Here is a 20,908-nt window from a genome sequence, read left to right on the forward strand (position 1 = left end):
ACGTGCTCTACGACGAAAACGTCGCCTTTCCCGACCTCGCCCAGCAGCAACGCCCCGCAGCAGCTTGACAGATCAACCGCATCGGATGTCTGGCTGACCCTGGCGGCAGCCGCATACAACCTCACCCGCGCCGTCGGCCACCTCGCCTCCGTCTTCCACGCCAAAGCGAGGACCGGAACCATCCGCCGCCACCTGATCCACATCCCGGCCCGCATCGCCACCCGGGCGCGGACGCTCACCCTGCACCTGCCACAACGCTGGCGCTGGGAAGCGGACTTCACCGATCTGTGGACCGCCACCGGACAGCGTCTGCGCACCTGACCCAGCTGCCCGACGCCCGCCCACGACCAGGAAGAGCCTTCGGAGAACCCGCCACCGGGACGGCCACCCGGCAAGATGTGCTACCCAAACGCAAAAACATCACCGGAATCCCACCCGAAAACGAAGATCAGGATTCACACGGTGGATCCAGGTTGAAGACCCGCCCCGATCACCATCGGGACAAACGGGGTGAAGTCACCGCCCCACACGGCAGCGATCACCGCTGAAGTCGAGGTCAACGGTGCTGGGGCGGAGAAAGTTGGACTGGTCGACCATCAGCATCCTCAGCCGAGTTCCACAGGACGATTCCACTCTCAACGCCTCCTACAGTGAGGGTCGTGTAACACCGGTCCCCGAAGTCCAAGAAGACCGTGCTTGCACCAAGGCTTTCCCGACTATGCCAGTCACCATCCCCACTTTTCTCACGAATTCCATTGTTCTCAGCGATGGGGCAATCAAAATATTCGCTCACCAGTCCTGCTGCCGAGAATTTCCCACCCTCTTTGAGTAGCAAGCGAGATTCTCCTGACATCCACTCGCCCACGAGATTGTCAGACTTCACCCGGATCCACCGGTTTGATGTCTGTGGACGGCTTCTCTCGGAACGAAGAAGTGCCTTGTGACCTGCGATGATGGGGTTTCTCTAGGACCACATCAGGCACGATCAGCAAGGCACTTCCGAGATGCAATCTTCCCATGCCGCAGCGGCGGTCTCATCCGCGTTCGACGACCCGAACCTGATCGCGTACGGCGGCCTGGAGCCGGTGGTGCGGTTGGCTGAGCGGTGCGGTCTGCCCGCACTGGTCGGGGAGTACATCCGTCTGCCGGCCTCGAAGGACGGCACCGGTGCCTTCCCCGCGGCGAAAGTGATGTCGCTGGTGGGCGGCATGGTCGCGGGCGCCGACAGCATCGATGACATGCACCGGCTGCGGCACGGCGCGATGAGCCGCCTGTTCTCCGGTGTGCGGGCCCCGTCCACGCTGGGGTCGTTTCTGCGTTCCTTCACGCACGGGCATGTGAAGCAACTGCACGCTGTGGCCCGCCGGTTCCTTCCCGAACTGGCCCGTCATACCCCGCTGCTGCCCGGCGCGAGCCAGGTCGCCTACGTGGACATCGATGACACCATCCGCCGCACCTACGGCTACGCCAAACAAGGCGCCGGCTACGGATACAGCAAGGTCAAGGGCCTGAACGCGCTGCTCGGTATCGTCTCCACACCCCTGGCCGCCCCGGTGATCGCCGCCACGAGGCTGCGCAAGGGACCATCGAACTCCGCGCGCGGGGCGGCAGCGTTCGTCGCCGAGACCATCCGCACCGCTCGCGCCTGCGGCGCGAGTGGCCTGCTGGTGCTGCGCGCGGACTCGGCGTTCTACGGCGCCGATGTCGTGAACTCCTGCCGGGCACTGGGCGCGCGGTTCTCCATCACGGTGCGGATGAACGCCTCCGTCAAGGCCGCCATCGCCCGCATCGACGAGGACGCCTGGACGCCGATCAAGTACCCCAAGGCGGTCTGGGACGAGGAAGGCCAGTGCTGGATCTCCGACGCCGAGATAGCCGAGACCGGCTACACCGCCTTCACTTCCAAGCCGAAGAAGCAGCAGGTCACCGCCCGTCTGATCGTGCGCCGCGTCAAACGCCTGAGCGCCGGCGCCGTCCCCGCTGGGCAGGGCACGTTGTTTGACACCTGGCGCTACCACGCCGCGTTCACCGACTCCCCGCTCTCCTTGAACGATGCCGAGCGTGATCACCGACGGCACGCTGTCGTCGAGCAGGTGATCGCCGATGTCAAGAACAGCGCCTTCGCCCACGCGCCCTCCGGGCATTTCCAGGCCAATGCCGCGTGGCTGGCCCTGGCGGCGCTGGCGCACAACCTGACCCGCGCCGCCGGCGCCCTGGCCGACGCGTTCCATGCCAGAGCGACCACCGCCACCATCCGTGACCACCTGATCAACGTGCCCGCCCGCCTGGCCCGCTCGGCCCGCCGCCTCACCCTGCACCTGCCCGAACGCTGGCCCTGGAGCGCGGACTTCACCCAGCTCTTCAGCATCGTGCACGCGCCACCAGCCCTCTGACACTCCCTGACCGACCTGCCCGAAAGGGCCCGAGACCTGCGGAAAAGTGGAAAGGCTGGGCAGACCAGCGGCCACCCCACGCCCCGAATCCACAACTCAGCCCCGATACACCCTGCACGACCCCGAACCGATCACACCACAATCAAGCCGGTGGATCCGGGCTGAGTATCGCTGAGCGACGCATCGCCGCACGTTATGGATCGCTGAGTATCGCTGAACAAGATCGGCGATCACTCAGCGCTGAGCGCGTTTCTTTAGAAACGCTCAGCTCAGCGATACGAAATGAACGGACAGCGAAGCGAAAGGCTGGTGTGGGAGATATGTCGTTGATCAATGCCGAGCGCGGTAAGTGGTTCGCGCGGTTCACGCGAGATGGGGAGGAAGGAGAGTTCGAGTACCTGCCAGTGATCGCGTGGGGCCTGTATGACGAGGGCGAGGAGTACAGGGCGTTCGTGCTGGACGCTGACGCGGGAACCCTGGTGCCTGCCTGCGGGGTGAAGGGGTTCGCAGGGATCGCGGATGCGCAGGAAGTGGAGCTGGCGGAGATGACGCCGGAGGAGATGAGGGAGCGGAACAAGCGGATGCGTGAGCGACGGTAGGTGGGTGAGCAGGACAGCGACCTAGTGGCCTAGGGCGCACGCAAGACCGGACCGCAGGGCCGGGCTGGTGTGGTAGATCCATCTGTCCGTACACGCCCCGTCTCCACTGCCTCAACCGCCAGGAGTGCGCTCTGTGCCCTGTCCCCGTTCTCGCACCTGCGCGCGATATGGAGCCGTCTCCGCATGGCTTCTACGCAAGACGCTTCGATAGCCGCAAGACGCTTGACCCAGCACGTTTCCGCTGGTCAGACTAGGTGTGTCGCAGCATTTGGACGATACGCTTGGAAAGCGTGTTGGGGGCAACCCCTCACGAGTTCGAATCTCGTATCCTCCGCCATTGCTCTCACCGGGCAATACGTCGAAGGGCCCCACCGCTTGCGGTGGGGCCCTTCGACGTTCCTAGTCTCATCTGCAGTCTCAACGAGACTTCTCAGAGCCCTCCGGGCCGCTCTCCTCGGGGTCCTTGGCCACTTCCCAGACGAGTCCCCCGACCCGCTGCGCGACGTAGGCGAGGATGCCGCCCGTCACATGCTGGTACCGGGCTGCCGTCGCCGTGGACGACCAGCCCATGATCTGCATCACGACTCGTTCGGGGACACCGAGGATGAGGAGCACCGTCGCCGCGGTGTGCCGCGTCATCCAGGCGCTGGCCGTCGCGTCACCGAAGCCGGTGACCTCCGGTCACGGATTGGTCGGACTACGCCATGTGTCATACAACCATCTGGGCCTTTGGGCGGTCATGCACCCCGAACCTGTGATCTCCTGGGGGTTTCATGTCGTACCGCCCGCGTGCGGAAGGCAGATCCGGAACCGGATGGCCGCACGCAACCGCTCTGATGGCCACGCTGGCCATCCTGCTCTCGCTGCTGGTGCCGGTCGGCGTCGGCACCGCGTGGGCCGCCGGAACCGAGGAATGCGCACCTCTCCCGCTCGCCTCCATCGGCGGCACCGGGGAAGAGGCCATGGGCAAGGCGACGGTTCCGGCCAATGGGTCCGTCTGCTTCACCGTCGATGTCCAGCAGCCCGGTATGCACCGCGTCCTCACCGGCAACGACCGGCTGTACGCGCACGTCTACGACGGTGCGCAGGAAGTCCAGTGCGAGGACCAGACGGTCTCGTACTACAGCGGCTGGTGCAACCTGCCCCGGACGGGCGCGTACACGATCCGGATCCCCAACTACTGGGACGAGGACCAGGCGAGCACCCTCGTCGTCGTGCCCCTCGGCGCCGCCACCGCCGACTGCGCCGGGGAAGCGATCCACACGCCCTTCACCTCGCCCGACGTCACCGGTACCGTTCCCGACCCGTTCACGGTCCGGTGCCACGGGCTCGTGGCCAGGGCCGGTGAGCGGATCCGCCTCGATCCGCAGACGTACGACACGGCCGTCGAAGCGTGGATCACCGACGAGAGCGGCGCCCCGCTCTGCCCGGCCTTCAGCGGGGACGACAATCCGGGCTGCGTCCTGCCCGGTGACGGCCCGTACCGGGTGCTGGTGCGTGTCGCGAAGTCGCCGCAGGGCTACCCCGCCGCGTACGCCCTCGGGGCGCGCAGGCTGTCGGACCCGGTCGGCTGCGCCACCGTGCCCGTCAACGCCTACGGTTCCGCTGCGACCGTCGTGGACCCGGCCGTCGACTGCAAGGTCTTCAGGGCCTCGACGGCCGGCCGCTACGACGTGTACGGCGTGGGGCCGAACGGCTACCGGTCCGCCACCCTCCTGTACGACAGCGCCGGGCGCACGGTCTGCCGGGGGAACACCTGCACCGTTCCGGCCGACGGTGACTACACGATCCTGACCGACGAGGCGACGCTCGTCCTCGACCGGAGGTCCACCGCCGGCTGCCGGCCCGCGCGCCTCGGCGTCAACGACGGAGCGTGGGCCTCGGGCGCCGCGGTGGACTGCCTGACACTGCCTCTGCCCCAGGGCGCCCGCATGGCTGCTCTCACGGCGTACACCGGTTTCGCGGCGACCCCGGACGTCACCGTCGTCAACGCCGACGGCGACACCCTGTGCTCCGGCTCCAGCCTCGCGGGTGGTTCCTGCGCCCTCACCGGACCGGCGCCGTACCGCGCCCTTGTGTCCCACGACGACGGCAACGCCGGAAACAAGACGTACCGCGTCGCGTTCCACCGCACGGACCCGGCCGGGAGCGGCTGCCAGGTCTTCCCCGCAGGTGACTTCACCGCCGCGACCGCGACCGCGCGGCTGCGCACGGGCGCCGGCGCCGACGGGTTCTCGTACTGTCTGGCCATCCCCGCGGACAGGCACAGCGCCGTCGAGAACTTCCAGATGCGGACCGTCGCCGAAACGAACGGCGCCATGTTCTGGGTCCTCGACGCCGCGGGCAAGCAGGTCTGCTCCATGAACGCTTCGGCCGCTTCGGCCCCCGCGACCTGGACCACTTGCCGCCTCACCCCCGGGGCCGCGTACACCGCGCTCTTCCGGGGCCGTGACGCCGCCGCCGAACACACCCTGGTCCGCCGTGACGTCACCGGGACCGCCAAGGGCTGCACGCCCACTCCGGCAACCACCGTCAACGGCCCCGCGACGCCGGGCGTCCCCGGGGAGCCGGGCACCCTGGTGTGCCACCAGGTCACCACGGCCGACCCGGCCGACGTCCTGCACCTCGATGTGCGCGACGCGCTCGGCACCACCAACATCCTGGCGCACGGCGCCGACGGCGCCGTCACCACGTGCACCAACCGGAACAGGAGCTGCGCGGTCACCGGCTCAACCCGGTACCAGGTGCTGCTGACCGTCCCGTCGTCCCTGAAGGCCGCCGACTCGTACCGGCTCGACGCCCTGCGCATCGCCACGGCCGCCGGCCCGTCGCCGGAGTGCGTGAAGGTCCCGAACATCACGTACGGATACGGGCCGTTCGCCGGCACGCTGGACGAGCAGCACACGGCGTTCTGCGCCCAGCTGCCCACCTCGTACCACGACGCCTTCACCGTCAAGGTGAGCGACACGAACGGCGCGACCACTACCGCCGTGCCCGCCCTGTACGAGACCGACCTGGACAACACCTGTGCCGCCGCGTCCGGCGGCGAGAGCCGCTGCAGTCTGAACGGGGCGTACAGCACCCAGGTCGTCCCGGCCCTCTTCGTCCTCGGCCTGCCCGAGAAGGCGTCCCGGACGTCCTACAAGGCGGAGCTGGTCTGCTCGACGACCTGTGGCACCGAGAAGCACAGCGTCACCGGCGTCACCCCGACCACGGGCGTCACCGGCACCAAGGTGACCGTCAAGGTGTCGGGCTCGGCCCTGCACGAGGGCGACAAGGTCCGCATCAGCTCCGGCGGCACGACGATCGAGTCGACCACCGTCTCGGTGGCACCCGACCGCCGGACCCTCACGGCCACGCTCGACCTGACGAACGCGGCCACGGGCTCGTGGGCGCTCAGCGTCATCACGACCAACGGATGGCAGTACTCCAGCGGTCAGTTCACGGTCACCGCGCCCCAGCCGCCGGCCAACACCGCCGCCCCCACCATCGCGGGCACGGTCCGGGTCGGTACCGGTCTGGTCGCCCGGACCGGCACGTGGACGCCGACGCCGACGTCGTACACCTACCAGTGGAAGCTCGACGGCGTCGCCGTCCCGGGCGCCACCGCCTCCTCGTACGTCCCGACCGCCGCCCAGCTGGGCAAGAAGCTGTCGGTCGCCGTCACCGCGCACCTCACCGGGGCCCCGTCCCGCACCGCGACCTCGACGGCCACCACGGTCGCCCTGGGCGTCGCGCCGAAGGCCACGACACCGCCGGCGCTCGGCGCGACCCCCCGGGTCGGCACCCGGGTGTACGCCAAGGCCGGCGTCTGGACGCCGACGCCGACGTCGTACACCTACCAGTGGAAGCTCGATGGCGTCGCCATCGCGGGCGCCACCGCCTCCTCGTACCTCCCGACGGCCTCCCAGCTCGGCAAGAAGCTGTCGGTCACGGTGAAGGCAAACCGCACCGGCCACGCGAGCGGCACGGCCGGGACGACGGCGATCGCCGTGGCCCGTGGTGTCGCCCCGAAGGCGACCACACTGCCGTCGGTCTCCGGCACGGCGAAGGTGGGCCGCACGCTCACCGCGAACCGCGGCACGTGGACGCCCACGCCGACGTCGTACCGCTACCAGTGGTACGCCAACGGCAAGGCCGTCACGGGCGCGACGAAGTCCACGTTCGTCCTCACCCGGGCGCAGCGCAGTCTGCGGATCACCGTCAAGGTGACCGCCCTCCGCACGGGCCACTCCAGCGGCTACGCGTACAGCAAAGCGACGGCCGTGGTCGTCGCCTGACGCACGGGCGATGAGCGCGACCAGGGCCCCGGGCACGGGCGATCGTGCCCGGGGCCTTTCCCGTTCCCGTGTTCACGTAAGTGACGACGGAGCCGTCCGCCGGCTGGAAGAGGTCTGCACGCCGTATAGGGGCTGCGGGGCGTGCGGGGCCGCCGCGAAGCCCGGCGGAGCGTACGCACACGCCGACATGCGCGCGGCATGTCATCACCGTGGAACAGTTGCAGACAGCCTCGGCCAGGCTGCACTGTCCGCACTGCGTGGACGGTGCCGGGGCGTGCCCGCCCGAGGACCACGCAGCCGTTCACGGCCCTGGGTGCTGCCGACTGATCCACCGGCCCTGCCGTGCTCGGACAAGGACATACGGGCCGACCTTCCGTCCCCGGCGTTCGGGTCCTGGACGTCGACTACACGGCGACGAGGCGCACTCTGTCGCCGCAGAGCTTCGCCATGTCGTCGATGTCCGAGGTGAGCATGACGACCGGACGGCGCTGACGCAGCGCCGTCTCGGCCACGGCAGCGTCGATGGCGTATTTGTGACCTTGCAGCCCAGCGTTGATCAGCATGGCTGAGGCGGCCTTGGCCTCCTCGTCGCCGATGTGCACGATTCGAACGCCGGACAGGACCCAGGCGAGCCGCGCCTTGTCTGTCCGGCGATGCACCGCTTCGATGATGGTGAGTGCGCTGATGACCACCTCCATGCCCCGCTTGCGGGCTTCGGCGATGAGGGCGACGACGGGCTCGTGATCACTGACGAACTTCGACAGGCCCTCGCAGTCGAGAACGAGGGTGCCTTCGTGGCTCAGCTTGCGGCGGGCCACTGCCCCTCCTCGGCGAACACCTCGTCGAAGACCCGGCGTGCCCGCTCCTGCTCATGCTCGGAGATCGGCCCTTGACGGCGTTCGTAGTCGGCCAGGTACTCATCCAAGATCTGACCGCGCAGCTCGCGCTCAACCGCTTCGGTGATGAACGCGGAGAACTCACGCTTGCCGACCCGTCGGCGAATCGCCTCCGCAGTCCCCTCGGGGAGGGAGAGACTGACCCTGGTGGCCGGTCCTTCGCCGACGCTGTAAGGAATTTCACTCACGGAACCGACATTATCAAACAAGTAGGAATTTGCGTCGGACGACCAGGAGGCGTTCCCTCTGCTTCCGCAAAAGACGCTTCGAGCCACCTCAACAGATCCGAGTCTCTCAGCCATGCTCGAACAAGACGTCGACCAGGCACGACGCCTGGGATCAGGTTGCAGTTCTGGTTGCATTCACCCCTGTACAGGGCCGTCCAGCGCCCTTCGAGACGCGGAGCCTTCGCGATCTCGGCCACATGGGTGGGGGCGTGCCCACGCCGCACCGCTTCACCGAGGGCGACCCGGATCTCCAGTGGACGTGGTGAGCTGTGCCGGCGGAGTTCCCGGACGCCTGCATACTCCGGTAGAAGCGCTCCAGGCGCTCGGCGGCTATGTCCCACAACTATTTGCCCGCTGACGTCGGCGTGTCCGCGCTGGACGCGCTGAAGGTGGTTGCCGGGGTGGGGGATGGGGCCCGGTGGATGGCGAGGAGGGCGACGTCGTCGCCGAAGCGTCCGCCGGTATGGGCGAGCAGGTCGCGTTCGATGCGGTGGAGCAGCGCCTCTGGAGAGTGGTCGGTCCACTGGGCTGCACGTTCCGCGAGTGGGTAGAAGACGCCGTTGTGGTCACGGGCTTCGATGACACCGTCGGTGTACAGGAGCAGCGTGTCCCCAGGGCCGAAGGGCAGGACATCGACGGCGTGGTTGTCGGGATCCGTGACGCCGACGCCGAGTGGGGGCGCGGGGTGGAGGCGGGGCACGTGGACGGTGTTGTCCGGGCCGAGCAGCAGGGGTGCCGGGTGGCCGCAGCTGGTCATGCGGACCAGGGGCTCGGCGTCGGCGATCTCGACCAGAAGAGCGGTCACGAAGCGTTCTCCCGCCTCGTCCTCCGGTTCGAAGTCGGGGAGGTAGCGGGTCATGGTCCGTTCCAGGGAAGCGGCCAGGCCGGGCAGGGAGGCGTGCTGGTGGGCGGCCTCGCGGAAGGCGCCGAGCAGGAGGGCGGCCTCGCCCAGGGCGGGCAGGCCCTTGCCCCGCACGTCGCCGATCATCACGCGGGCCGCGCTGCCGGTGCGGGCGGCGGCATACAGGTCGCCGCCGATCTCGGCCTCCTCCTCGGAAGCCAGATAGACACAGGCGAGCCGCAGCGGGCCGAGCCGGCTCGGCAGCGGCCACATCAGCACCTGCTGGGCGGCCTCGGCGACCGACCGGACCCGGGCCATCTGGCGTGCGCGCCGGTCGCGCACCGCACACAGGAACACGATCAACGAGGTGATCACCGCGATGGCGATCACCTCCACCATCACGTTCCGTGAAGACAGCGTTCCGGTGCGCCAGCTGCTGACCACCTCGCCCGCCATGGCCAGGGCCCCGATACCGGCCGTCGTCCAGGGACCCGCGAACCACGCGGTGAGCGTGGGCGCGACCACCAGCAGGGGGCTGAGAATGATGTTTGGCCCAGTCGCCATGTCCGCGGCAGTGATCACAACGATGAGCGCAACGGGGATCAGTAGCAGCAGGCGGCCCGGCTGCCACGGCTGCCCGAGACCCACACGTTCCTGCCTGGAGTCCACGCCTTCCACACTGCACCGCTACGGATCGCCCCGCGACCGCAGGAAACCGGTGATAGCAGCAACCACGCAGGGCGCGGCCTTGGGGCGGACCGTCCACGGTGGCCGCCCCTCGTGCCTCAGAAGACGCACTCACGCATGGAAGCACATCCGAGCGTGCTGGCTTGGTCGAAGAAGCAGCAGGTCACCGCCATTGCCCGCACCCTCGCACCGCGACGCGACCGCTGACCGGCTCCTCAGATCTGCACTACGTGCACGTCCTGGGCATCCAATGCCTTCAGATGGGCATGGAGATCGGCCGGGTCGCTGGTGAAGACCACAGCACTGCCATGGCGGGCCGCCGTCAGAGCCACCAGGGCATCCACCGCATCCGGCCACTTCTTCGGGGGCAGCTCTGCCTCCCCGAGGGCGCTGCCGATGCGCTGCCATTCCGTGATGTCCGGGCCGGTGGTGCACATGATGCAGGCCGGTCTGCCCCATGCTGGTGGGGCGCATGGCCGGGGTCGAACTACGAGCCTGCGGCACCGTGCAGTCCTTCATCACCGCGGCCAGGGCATGCACCGTGGCGGGGCTGGGCCGCCAGACTTGTGCCAGTACCGGCCCGAGCACGACCGCCCGATGCGGCGTGTCCTGGAGGCCGGCGTGCAGACGCACGGCCCACAGGGTCGCGACATAGCTGCCAATGGGTCGTCAACGGTTGCTGCCGACCGCCGTCGGACGGCTGGAGACGGCCCGCGTCAACCCCTGCGAGTCCCACCGCGAGGTGAGCCGGCCGCTGGGCGGCCTTTCATCCGCGAAGCCTTTCGTGAGACAGCCCGGCGGCACGGCCACCCGAAGGGGCTCCGGCCCTTTCGGCTCTCAGAAGGTCCAATTTGACCGCCCACGACCTTTTCGTGCAGGTGTTCGAATTCTGTACGTCCGCTGTGCTACGTTGCCGCCGCTCCGGAGGGCCGTTCCGCGTCGATTCCCGCGTGTCAGCGTCGGACGGCCTTCACCCGTTGCCTTTTGGAGGTGCTGTGTGACCGCACGACACAAGCCGAACCGAAAACGATCGCTCGCACGCGGTGGACTCGCCGCTGCGGTGGCCCTGACGGCCGCCAGCGGAGCCCTGCCCTTCCTCCTGTCGGATGCCCACGCCGAGCCCGCCCCGCTGACGGTGCCGGCCCCCGACCGCTTCAAGCCGGTCGCCAACCCCGTGTACGGGGCGGGGCCCGGCGGTGTCGTGGAGCGCACGGAGGTCAAGGACCAGAGCGCGCTCGGCTACTACCGCTGGACCCCGGACGGCGGTACCCCGGTCGACCTGCCCGCTTCGTCCCCGTACGACGACGTCAACACGATCGACGGAGCGAGCCACGTCTCCGTCACCAGCGGGGACGTCGTCGCGATCTACGACTTCCCGAACCGGGTGCAGCTGAAGGACATGAAGTCCGGCACCACTACCAAGTACACGCTGCCGGACGGCCACTTCTACCGGGGCGTCTTCGGCTCCGCCGTGCTCACCGCCACCCGGGACGCGAACGGCAACAAGAATGTCCTGCACGTGCTGCGCATGGCGGACGGGCAGCTCACCGACACCCCCGTCACCGGTCTGAACGGCTGGGTCGCGGAAGACGACATGACGCTCGGCGGCGACGACCGCACGGTGGCGCTCTGGTACGCGCACCCCGACGGCAGCCGCGGTGTCGGTCTGCTGGACCTGGCGACGGCCGAGGTCACCCCGGTGTTTCCTGGCGCCACCGGCACGAACGCCCAGGTCGTGTTCGCGGACGCGTACGTCGCCTGGTACTCACCCGAGGGCGGCAACACCACAGCCCGCGTGGTGCCCCGCGCCACCCCGGAGGCGGCCGATACCAAGATCGAGCTCGGCTCGGGCGGCGAGGGCACCCCGCAGATCGGGCTCGTCGGCGACTGGCTGCTGACCACGCGCCAGATCGAGCAGGCCCCGGGCGACTTCCTCGCCCGCGAGGGCGCCCCGCTCACCGCCCTGCCGATCGCCGGCGGCGAGCCGAAGACCCTGCTGGCGCACGCCGGTCGGCGTATGGCGCAGGTCCCGGGCGGCGGCGTGGCCGTCACCGGCGGCGCCTCGGCCCGGGACTGGGCCGTGCGCCGGGTCTTCATCGGCGACGACGGGGCGCCCGCGCTGCGGACGGTGCGCGAGGTGGCGCCCAAGGAGGGCAAGCTCACACGGCTGTCGCTCACGGCCGGGCACCTCGTCACGGCCGAGTCCGACACCACGTACCTGCCGGCACTCTTCCAGCGGGACATCGCCCTGGGCGCCGCCCCGTCGGCGGGCGAGCGGTCGCTGCTCGCGCGCCCGGACGCGCAGACGACCGGCGAGACGGCACAGCGCGTCTACGACTCCCGGCAGCCGGTCGGCACCGGAGACGGCCGCACGGTCGTCGCCACCACCGACGCGGACGGCGCCCAGATACTGGTCGTGCTGGCGGCGGACGGCACGAAGACGGTCGTACCCGCCGTGGACCCGCAGACCGGTGAGAAGATGCCGACGGGCTCCGACCACTACTCGACCGTGCGCTCTGCCTCCGGCCGCTATGTGGTGTTCGGCGACAGCGGGCGCGGTCTGGAGGACCGGCAGTACGTCGTCGACCTGGACGCGTCCGGCGGGCCGAAGGTGATCCGGGTCCGTCAGGGCCAGAGCGGGCTCGCGGCTTGGGGCACCAAGCTGTGGATGCCCGGTGACACGGAGGGCACGCTCCAGGCAGTCGACCTGAAGACCGGCGTGGCGACGGAAACGGAGCCGATCACCGACAACGGCTGTCTGCCGCAGGAGATGCAGGCCGTCGGGCCATGGGTGTACTGGGACTGCGACCCCGCGGGGTCCACCAGCTCCGATCACGGCGTCTACAACACGCAGACCCAGCAGTGGTCGTGGGCCCCGCGCGGCACCCTGGGCGACGGCTATGTGGTGGCGTACGAATACGGCCGCGGCCAGCTCAACCTCACGCCGATCGGGGACGCGCCGCGCACCATCGAGGCGTTCACCTTCCAGTACAACGGCCCGCTCGTGGAGGCCGACCGCTTCGGCGGCGCTATCGCGTACGCGAAGGAGAAGAACGCCCGGATCACCGTGGTCGACTCGGGCGTCGCCACCTCCCCGGTGGCCGAGATCGAGTCGCGGGCCGAGCAGTCCGTGAACCTCGCATCGGCCACCGACGCCGTGTGGGATGCCGACTGGCAGCTGTCCAAGCCGGTCACCGGCGCCCAGGTGACGATCCGGAACAAGGCCGGGCGCACGGTGTTCACCGGGTCGGCCAAGGAGTACGCCGCCGCCGTCGCCTTTTCGTGGGACGGCCGGACCGGCGACGGTCGGTACGTCACCGACGGCACCTACACCTGGGAGCTCACCGGCACGCCCGCGGACGGCAGCGGCGCCGCCCTGAAGGTCACGGGCACGGTCGAGCTCGGCCGTACGAAGACCGCCGCCGGCTGAGGCACGGACAACTCTCAGCCGGGCGGCACTTACGCACGTCTTGTGGAGTCGGTCTCGCACGCGTCCCTCGACAAGCAGCGGAAGGCACCCCGGAAGCTGGGCGGCACTCTCTCCTGAGACCCGTTGGCGTACTGGTTGCGTACCCGGCGAGAACAGCCCCTCCGGAAGATCCCGGAGGGGCTGTGTGCCCTGGTAGGGCGGTTGCGGCTGGGGCTCGGACTCTGCCTCCCTTGCGCCGAGCACCTGGCACATGGCGACCTCGTAACCGGCGAGCGTGTTCTCGCCGACGGTGCCGGGCACGACCTCGGTGATCCAGTGGGTCAGCCACGTCTTCACGGTCCAGCCCTGGCCGGCCTTCGGTACGACGCCGCCGTCGCGGGTGGCTCTGAAGCCCTGCGAAGGTCGACGGTGCGGTGATCCGCTCGCTTACGGCCTGGTGCACGATAGCGAGCGGGCTCCCGGCGTCATGCGACTCCGCCTCCGGCGTTGTCGTCAGTCGACGACTCCCCCATGGCCTTGAAGGCATGGAAGGCCCCCTTCGCGTCGCCTCCCTCCTCCGCCTTGGATTCGAAGCAGCATGACGCCGCTCGCTGATCCACTCTCTATCGTGCACCAGGCCGTTACTGCCGTGGGCCGTAGGTGTTCAGGAACAGCACCGGGCCGTCCAGGTTGGCTGTCAGCGCGGCGGCGAACGCCTTGGCGCTGTACACGGGGTCCAGCCGCAGGCGGGCGGCCGCGGCGACGTCCGCGGCGGCGGTGGCTTCGGGTGTGGGGTGGCCGTAGCCGTTGCCCAGGTAGGAGCGGGTCGTGGCGAGCCGCAGCGGTGGAAGGTCGCATGCTGCTCCGCGCTTGCGCAGCACGGTCGCGGCCCGGTCGGCGAGCCGGGTCAGATCGCTCGCGGCGAGCGGCAAGGTGTCGTTGACCACGACCCCGAGCACCTGCGACCGCAGTCCGGCCAGCGCGCAGCCCAGGGCCAGACCCGCGGCGGTCCCGCCCGAGCCGACGCCGGTGACGATATGCCGGGGCTCCGGCAGTTCGCCCGCTGCCACCTGCTCCCCGAGTTCCAGTCCCGCCTCGACGTAGCCGAGCACACCGATCGGTGCGGAGCCGCCGGCGGGCAGGTAGTAGGGCAGCCGCAGTCCGTGGGCGTGTCGCAGGAACAGCCACGGTGCGGCGGCGATCGTCAACAGCTTGGTGCGGGTGAGGTGGATGGTCGCGCCGGACGCCCGAAGCCTGCGCTGCTGCTCGCGCACATGTTCGTCCTCGGGCTGGTCGATGAGGGCGAGGACGGTGTCGATGCCGAGCTCGCGCGCGTACAGCGTCGCCGCCAGGCCCCAGTTCGTCCCGGTCGCGCCGACAGTCAGGACGGTGCGCGCCCCGCGCCGTCGCACCTCGGGCAGGAGCCACTCCAGCTTGCGGACCTTGTTGCCGCCCCAGCCGCCCGAGCCGTATCCGCTTTCGTCCTTGCACCACAGGTCGTTCCGGCCGGTCCCGGTGAGCTCTCGCACCGGAGTCGGGCCGCCCCCGAGCCGGAGGAACGGCAGCGTTCGCTCGAGTGCGGGACAACGCCTGTGCAGCAGTGCCGTGTTCATACCTCTCCCAGCACGCGACGGATATAGGCGTTCGCGAACCGCCCGTCGGGGTCGAGCCACCTGCGCACCGCCGCGAAGCTGTCCCATTCGGGGTACCGCAGGCGCAGCGTTTCCGGAGTCTGGAAGTGCTGCTTGCCCCAGTGCGGCCGACCGCCGAAGGAGTCGAAGATCGCTTCCGCGGCACGGAAGTACGGCTCCCAGGCAAGCTTGTGGTACTGATGCAGCGCGATGTAGCAGGTCTCGCGCCCGGCAGCCGGAGACAGGTACGCGTCGTCAGCGGCGACCCACCGCACCTCTATCGGGAAGGTCACGTGGAATTCGGGACGCCGCGCCAGCTCCCGCACCGCCCGCACCGCCTCGGCGGTGTGCTCACGCGGTATGGCGTACTCCATCTCGACGAACCGCACCCGCAGCGGCGTCGTGAGGATCCGGTCGGAGCGGTCGATCCGGTGTGAGTAGCCCGCGAGGTGGGAACCCAGACGCTGCAGCGGGGCGTTCGTCCGCGCAGCGATCCTGCTGATTTCGCACACGGCGCGCAGCAGGTGGTTCTGCACGAACTCGTCCTCGACCCACTCACGGGCGCGGGAGATCGGCCGCGGTTCGAGGCCGGTCCGGTTGCGCGCGGATGTCATCGCCAGCGGGCTGTGCGCGAAGGTGAACAGCTGGAAGTGATCGTTCACCGCGAGCAGTTCGTCCAGATTGCCGAGCACCTCCTCGACCGCCATCGGCCGGTCGACCGCCTCCAGTGTGAACACGGGTACCGCCTGGATCGTGACCGCGGTGACGATGCCGAGGGCGCCGACGCCGACCCGCGCGGCACGCCAGATGTCCGGATCCTGTTCGGCGTTGACCTCGATCGTCGTGCCGTCGGCGGTGACCAGTTCGATCGAGTGCAGGGCGGCCGAGAGGTTCTGCAGCCGTGCGCCGGTCCCGTGGGTGCCCGTGGCCGTCGCGCCCGCGATCGACTGGCTGTCGATGTCGCCGAGATTCGGGAAGGCCAGACCGTGCTCGGCCATCACCTGGTTCAGTTCGCGCAGCGTGATGCCTGCTTCGACCCTGATCCGATGAGTGGCGCGGTCGACGTCCAGCACGCGATTGCAGTGCCGCAGTGACAGCAGCGCGCCGTCCGTGACGACCGCGTCGGTGAACGAATGCCCTGCTCCCGCGACGCGCACCACATGACCGGCCGCGGCCGCCTGCACCACTGCCTGCGCCACGTCCGCTCTCGTCGCGGGGTCGGCCATGACCGTCGGCCGGCACGTCTGATTGCCTGCCCAGTTACGCCACATCGGGAGCCCCTCCGATCAGGTCGGTGCCACTCGGACGTACGGACGCTGTGTCGAGGATCGAACTCTGCATGCGCCGACCGTAGGAGCGCGGCACCCGGCGACGGAAACACTCAGTTCGCGCGGACTCACTCGTTCTGACTGTGAATCAGGCCCGAAGTCATCGGCGGCATCCGGTCGTTCATGTCCGGACGCACTAGCGCGTTCACGGCCTTCGGGTTCGCGTCGCGGACCGCGCGCGCGACGGCGGCGAACGAGCGGATCAGGTCGGTCTCGTGATCGGCGCGCCAGCCGACGGCCAGCTCACTGCCGCGCGCGTCGGCGAGCGGCACGAGTGTCACGCCGACCGAAGGCATCCACCGTGCCGACGCCACGGTGACGACGCACCCCAGGCCGGCTCCGACGCACTGTGATTCCTCGAGCACCGACGCTGCCGCGCCCACGAAGTCCGCCGGCGTTTCGTTCCGGTACTCGGTCAGCGACCAGAAGTCGATCCACTCCTGATCGGTGCAGATGTGCCCGATGATCGGCTCGTCGACCAGCTCGGCCACGCCCAGCACGCTGCGCTCGGCCAGCCGGTGCGAGGTCGGCAACATCACCACTCGGGGCTCGACGAACAGCGTTTCGCTGCGCAGCCAGTCCCCGCCAGTGATCGGCAACCGCAGGTAGGCGACGTCGACGGACCCGTCCGCGAGCCCGGCGGACGGGTCGGCGTAGCTGTAGACCTTGAGGTCGATCCGCACATCCGGATGACGCGCCCGGAACTCGGCGAGAATCGCCTCGGTGAGCGTCAGCGCCCCGCCCTCGCCGGTGCCTATCGTCAGTACCCGCGATGCGTCGGCCTCGATCTGCCGTGCCTCGCGGACGGAGCGATCGAGCGCTGTCAGCGTCGACCGCACTTCATCGAGAAACGCCACGCCCGCGGACGTCAGTTCGACGCTGCGGGTCGTCCGCCGGAACAGCGTCACGCCGACGGCCTGCTCCAGCTGTCTGATCTGAGTGCTCAGTGACTGCTGCGCGAGATGGAGCCGGCTTGCCGCGCGGGTGAAGTTCAGCTCCTCGGCGACAGCGACGAAGTAGCGCAACTGCCTGGTGTTGATGTCCATGGCGCGGGAGTGGCTTTCTACGGCGATGACGATTCGGTCAGCCGCTGCCATCGGCTGGCGGATGTCCAGATGGTAGGCCGCCCCGGCGACCCTGGACTCGGACAGTGCGGGACTTCTTGTGTCCGCTCCGGGCTTCTGCAGCGCTGCGGCGAAAGCCTTGGCGCGCTGCCGTGCCATAACCCGCAGGTGGACCTGCGTCGGTGTTACGTCTGGCGCCGGGTGCGCCTGCTCCGGGCGGAATTGCTTCCGAAGGGCAACGAGGACAGGCAGCACGAAGCCGGGCGACGAATCTCCGTCGCCCGGCTTGGCGAGGCGGGTCTTCCCCGGCTACCACTCGTCGGTGTCGTCGTACTTCCCCGGGTTCCGGGCACGGCCCGCAGCCTGTAGGCCGGCCTCGGCGAAGGCGGCCTCCACGGCATCCTGATCGGTGCCGCGCACGTGAGCCTCCACATCCCGGCCTGAACCGGGCCGGCGGACGGTGCGCCACGACGCCGGGCGGTCCCGTCAGGACTTGGGCAAGGTGTTGACGTAGTGGGTCCCGTCGGCGGTGAAGCCGGCCACAGCCTTCTGGACGTCCTTCACGGACACGGCCCGGCCGTCCTGGTGGTAGAGCCAGTCGACCCGCATGTCCCAGGTGCGCAAGCCCTTGAAGGGAAGGTCGATGAACCACGCACTGAAGTTGATGCTCATACGCTCGCGCGGGAAGTACCCGCTGCCGCTGCTGAACAGCTTCTGGCCGTCCACGGAGTAGGTGGTCACCCCGTCCTTCGCGGTGATCACCATGGTGTGCCAGCCGCCGAGTTTCTTGATGTGCGAGCTGGTGACCCGGTTCCCCAGGTCGGTCAGGTCGTTGCCACGCCAGCTCGTGGTGTCGAGCCGGGGCCCCAATGCGCCCCATCCGCCGTTCGGCATGTACTCGTAGTCGAGTTCGCTGTACTTCGACGACGAGTGGTCGGGGGAGATGGTGAAGAAGGATTCCGATATGTGGTCGCCGTCGCTGCCGCTCGCCGGCTTGTCGCTGAGGTACACCCGGGCGACGAGGGTGCCGGTGAAGACGGTCGGCTCGGTGCGGTGGAACTCGGACTGACGGGTGCCATGCTCGGTCCCGTCCGTCTCGGCCCGCAACTGGAGGGCCTGCCCCCCCTTGCCGTCCTCCCCGGCAGGGAAGCTGACGCCGTCCTTCGACCAGGTGTCCTTGATCCCCGGGCCGCCTCCGCCGCTGCGGACCTCCCAGCCGTTGGCGGAGAGCGCGGGGTCGTCGGGACCGGTGTAGTCGAAATCGTCAAAGAGGACGCCCGTGGGCGGCGAGGCCACGGCCGGCTTCGACGTGGAGGAGGCGCCCTGCGCGGGCGCGGGGGTGTCGCCGTTCGGTTCCTGCCCCCAGACGAGCGCGCCGCCGACGTACGCGGTCACGAGCTTCGACGGCGTGTACGTGTTGTCCTTGGCGTCGAATGAGCGGTCGTTCGCCTGGTTCAACTTCTTGTGGTCGACGCGGTAGAGCTGAAGCCCGATGCCCTCGGTGCTTCTGCCCGGTGCCAGGCTACGCGCCGCCGCCGTGAAGCCGATCTGGAGGTAGTGGTCGGCGTTCGGGGCCGGATCGTCGGCGCGGCCGGTCCTCTGGGTGACGTTGGAGCAGCCGAGGGACGTCTGGACGCAATTGGAACCGTACGCGGAGTTGTCGTCCGCCGAGTAGTAGTACCGCAGCGTCACGTCACTCAGATCGACGCTCCTCCCCGACGTGTTGATGATTTCCAGCCATGGTTTCGCCACGGCGGTCATGGCCGGGGCATCGGTGCGATAGCGGACCGTGAGCACGGCGGGCGCGGGATGGGCGGACCGCCACCTGGAATAGAGCACGGTGCCACCCGCGGCAAGAATGCCCATGAAGAGTACGAATATGACCGCATTCCGCGAGCGGCGAGGAGAGTCGCGTCGGCGGTTGCTCACAAAAGCTCCCCGGTGGGTCGCCGGCGTGCAGTCGAGCCACGCGCCGCGCATGGGTTCCATGGATGATCGTCGCGGCGCATCGTACTCAACTCACCCCATACGCTCCAGAGTCCGACTTCCTCCACCCTGATGGCATGGTTTCCGTCACCTCCCTCCACCGCCCCCTTGTGTCCCTTATAGGTCACCAGTGTCCGAATTACTGCGGCATTGTCGCGCAAACAGGACTCTTAATGTTCGTCTGTAGTTCAACTAAGTCACCACCGTGGAGGCGATGCTCGGTGATCGGATATGGGAAGCCGGGCTTAAATGCGGTAATTTCCGAGGGCTTTTTCATGCCATGAGCACAACATGGGGCGTTGTGTGAATGCATCGGGTGGGGAGATCGTCAGTGGGGGGTACAACGGCGCGCCGTGCGCGTGTCGAATCGGGGCGTGCATCACACAGCAGGCACCGAAGAGGCCGCGCCTCGTACGCCGAGGCGCAGAGCGGGGTGGTCCATGAGACCGTCGTCCTCGTTCCAGCACGGAACGAGGAGGTTGGGGTCCTCACGTCGCTGGAGTCCCTGGCCGCGCAGACGCGACGGCCCGACCTCATCATCGTGGTGGTCAACAACTCGACCGACCGCACCGAGGAATACGCGCGGCAGTTCGCCAACGACGAGCGCACGCCGCTGACGGTCGTCCTGAACTTCGCCGACAACCCCCACAAGAAGGCGGGCGCCCTCAACCTCGGCCTCCGCTGGCTCAGGGAGGCCGTCGGCGGGCGGCTGAACAACAGGGTGCGGCACGTCCTCGTCATGGACGCCGACACCGAACTGCACCCGAGGTTCATCGAGCGAGCCTGCAACGTCATCGCGTCCGACCCGGAACTCGGCGGCGTCAGCGCCGCCTGCTTCGGCCGCACCGACCTGTGGCGCAACCCCTGGCAGCGCTTCCTGCTCGGCATGCAGATCATCGAGTACGGCCGAGCCGCCAACGCGCGTTACCGCCGGGATGTCCACACCATGTCGGGAGCCGGTTCCTTCTACCGGGCCGAGGCCCTCCAGAGTCTGATCGACTGGCGGGGCGAGGTCTTCTGGGAGGACCACAGGAACCTGGTCGAGGACTACGAGACCACGCTCGCCCTCAAGGAGTCCGGGTGGAAGGTGACGGCCAACCAACTCTGCATCGCCTACACCGACCTCATGCCCACGCTGCGCGAGCTGATCCAGCAGCGCGAACGGTGGAGCCGCGGGACCGTGGACACGCTGAGGCGCCGTGGCTGGACGAAGTTCACCTGGCATTCCATCACCACCATGGTCATGGGGGTCATCGGCTTCGCCTACATCCTGGGGTGGGGTTCCAAGCAGCTCGTACTGCTCGCAGCGTACGGCTTTTACCACCAACCGCTCCTTTGGGCACTTTTCGCCTTCTGGATCATTTATCCCGCACTCCGGGTACGGAACCTCGGCTGGAAGGCGATGCTCGTCGAAGCCCTGCTGCTTCCCGAGCTCGTGTACACCGTGGTGCGGGCCTACTGGCTGATTTCGTCCATCGTGAAGTCCTACGTGACCCGTGTATCCGCGTGGAAGTAACGGTCGGGTGCGCGATAGAGAGTGGATCAGCGAGCGGCGTCATGGGGCTTC

Annotated in this window: 14 protein-coding genes and 2 pseudogenes; 7 read left to right on the forward strand and 9 right to left on the reverse strand. The window is 68.7% G+C overall.

The annotated features are described in order from the left end of the window. From ACIBB8_RS14620 to ACIBB8_RS14630, 3 genes and pseudogenes are all read left to right on the forward strand, one after another. Positions 1–321, forward strand: a pseudogene (locus tag ACIBB8_RS14620) (hypothetical protein); the annotation flags it as partial. Between the two features lie 683 nt (positions 322–1,004). Further along, the gene (locus ACIBB8_RS14625) at positions 1,005–2,393 is read left to right on the forward strand and encodes an IS1380 family transposase (protein ID WP_398951980.1); all 1,389 of its coding nucleotides are present in this window, start codon (positions 1,005–1,007) and stop codon (positions 2,391–2,393) included. 326 nt (positions 2,394–2,719) lie between these two features. Next, complete coding sequence (locus ACIBB8_RS14630) at positions 2,720–2,992, forward strand: hypothetical protein (protein WP_398951982.1); 273 nt, start codon at positions 2,720–2,722, stop codon at positions 2,990–2,992. A gap of 417 nt (positions 2,993–3,409) precedes the next feature. On the opposite strand, the gene ACIBB8_RS14635 is transcribed toward ACIBB8_RS14630, so the two are convergent. Continuing rightward, a complete protein-coding gene (locus tag ACIBB8_RS14635) occupies positions 3,410–3,631 on the reverse strand; it encodes a tyrosine-type recombinase/integrase (protein WP_398951984.1) in 222 nt (73 codons plus the stop codon). Positions 3,632–3,828: 197 nt separating this feature from the next. Between ACIBB8_RS14635 and ACIBB8_RS14640 the strand changes: the two genes are divergently transcribed. Further along, a complete protein-coding gene (locus tag ACIBB8_RS14640; RefSeq protein WP_398951986.1) occupies positions 3,829–7,272 on the forward strand; it encodes a hypothetical protein in 3,444 nt (1,147 codons plus the stop codon). Positions 7,273–7,352: 80 nt separating this feature from the next. Then, positions 7,353–7,568, forward strand: a pseudogene (locus ACIBB8_RS14645) (hypothetical protein); the annotation flags it as partial. Positions 7,569–7,676: 108 nt separating this feature from the next. Here the strand turns inward: ACIBB8_RS14645 and ACIBB8_RS14650 are convergent. From ACIBB8_RS14650 to ACIBB8_RS14665, 4 genes are all read right to left on the reverse strand, one after another. After that, positions 7,677–8,090: a DNA-binding protein gene (locus ACIBB8_RS14650; RefSeq protein ID WP_398951988.1), complete on the reverse strand. Its 414-nt coding sequence runs from the start codon at positions 8,088–8,090 to the stop codon at positions 7,677–7,679. After that, complete coding sequence (locus tag ACIBB8_RS14655; RefSeq protein WP_030973973.1) at positions 8,072–8,356, reverse strand: hypothetical protein; 285 nt, start codon at positions 8,354–8,356, stop codon at positions 8,072–8,074. The genes ACIBB8_RS14650 and ACIBB8_RS14655 overlap by 19 nt, the downstream gene beginning before the upstream one ends. Before the next feature lie 382 nt (positions 8,357–8,738). Then, positions 8,739–9,905, reverse strand: a complete 1,167-nt coding sequence (locus ACIBB8_RS14660) for a PP2C family protein-serine/threonine phosphatase (RefSeq protein WP_398951991.1) — start codon at positions 9,903–9,905, stop codon at positions 8,739–8,741. Positions 9,906–10,138: 233 nt separating this feature from the next. Continuing rightward, the gene (locus ACIBB8_RS14665) at positions 10,139–10,360 is read right to left on the reverse strand and encodes a hypothetical protein (RefSeq protein ID WP_398951993.1); all 222 of its coding nucleotides are present in this window, start codon (positions 10,358–10,360) and stop codon (positions 10,139–10,141) included. Positions 10,361–10,920: 560 nt separating this feature from the next. On the opposite strand from ACIBB8_RS14665, the gene ACIBB8_RS14670 reads away from it, so the two are divergent. Further along, entirely contained in the window at positions 10,921–13,353 is a 2,433-nt protein-coding gene (locus ACIBB8_RS14670; protein ID WP_398951994.1) for a FlgD immunoglobulin-like domain containing protein, read from the forward strand. Between the two features lie 620 nt (positions 13,354–13,973). Here ACIBB8_RS14670 and ACIBB8_RS14675 read toward each other — a convergent pair. The 4 genes from ACIBB8_RS14675 to ACIBB8_RS14690 form a co-directional block, all read right to left on the reverse strand. Beyond that, positions 13,974–14,945: a pyridoxal-phosphate dependent enzyme gene (locus ACIBB8_RS14675; protein ID WP_398951996.1), complete on the reverse strand. Its 972-nt coding sequence runs from the start codon at positions 14,943–14,945 to the stop codon at positions 13,974–13,976. Beyond that, on the reverse strand, positions 14,942–16,234 hold the full coding sequence (locus ACIBB8_RS14680; RefSeq protein WP_398951998.1) for a D-arabinono-1,4-lactone oxidase: 1,293 nt from the start codon (positions 16,232–16,234) through the stop codon (positions 14,942–14,944). Before ACIBB8_RS14680 ends, ACIBB8_RS14675 begins: the two co-directional genes overlap by 4 nt. Before the next feature lie 125 nt (positions 16,235–16,359). Beyond that, positions 16,360–17,337: a LysR substrate-binding domain-containing protein gene (locus ACIBB8_RS14685; RefSeq protein ID WP_398952001.1), complete on the reverse strand. Its 978-nt coding sequence runs from the start codon at positions 17,335–17,337 to the stop codon at positions 16,360–16,362. Between the two features lie 504 nt (positions 17,338–17,841). Next, complete coding sequence (locus ACIBB8_RS14690) at positions 17,842–19,221, reverse strand: cellulose binding domain-containing protein (protein WP_398952003.1); 1,380 nt, start codon at positions 19,219–19,221, stop codon at positions 17,842–17,844. A gap of 553 nt (positions 19,222–19,774) precedes the next feature. Between ACIBB8_RS14690 and ACIBB8_RS14695 the strand changes: the two genes are divergently transcribed. After that, positions 19,775–20,857: a glycosyltransferase family 2 protein gene (locus tag ACIBB8_RS14695; RefSeq protein WP_398952005.1), complete on the forward strand. Its 1,083-nt coding sequence runs from the start codon at positions 19,775–19,777 to the stop codon at positions 20,855–20,857. The last annotated feature ends 51 nt before the right edge of the window (positions 20,858–20,908 follow it).

The sequence above is a fragment of the Streptomyces sp. NPDC051286 genome (assembly GCF_044455345.1).
Lineage (GTDB): Bacteria > Actinomycetota > Actinomycetes > Streptomycetales > Streptomycetaceae > Streptomyces.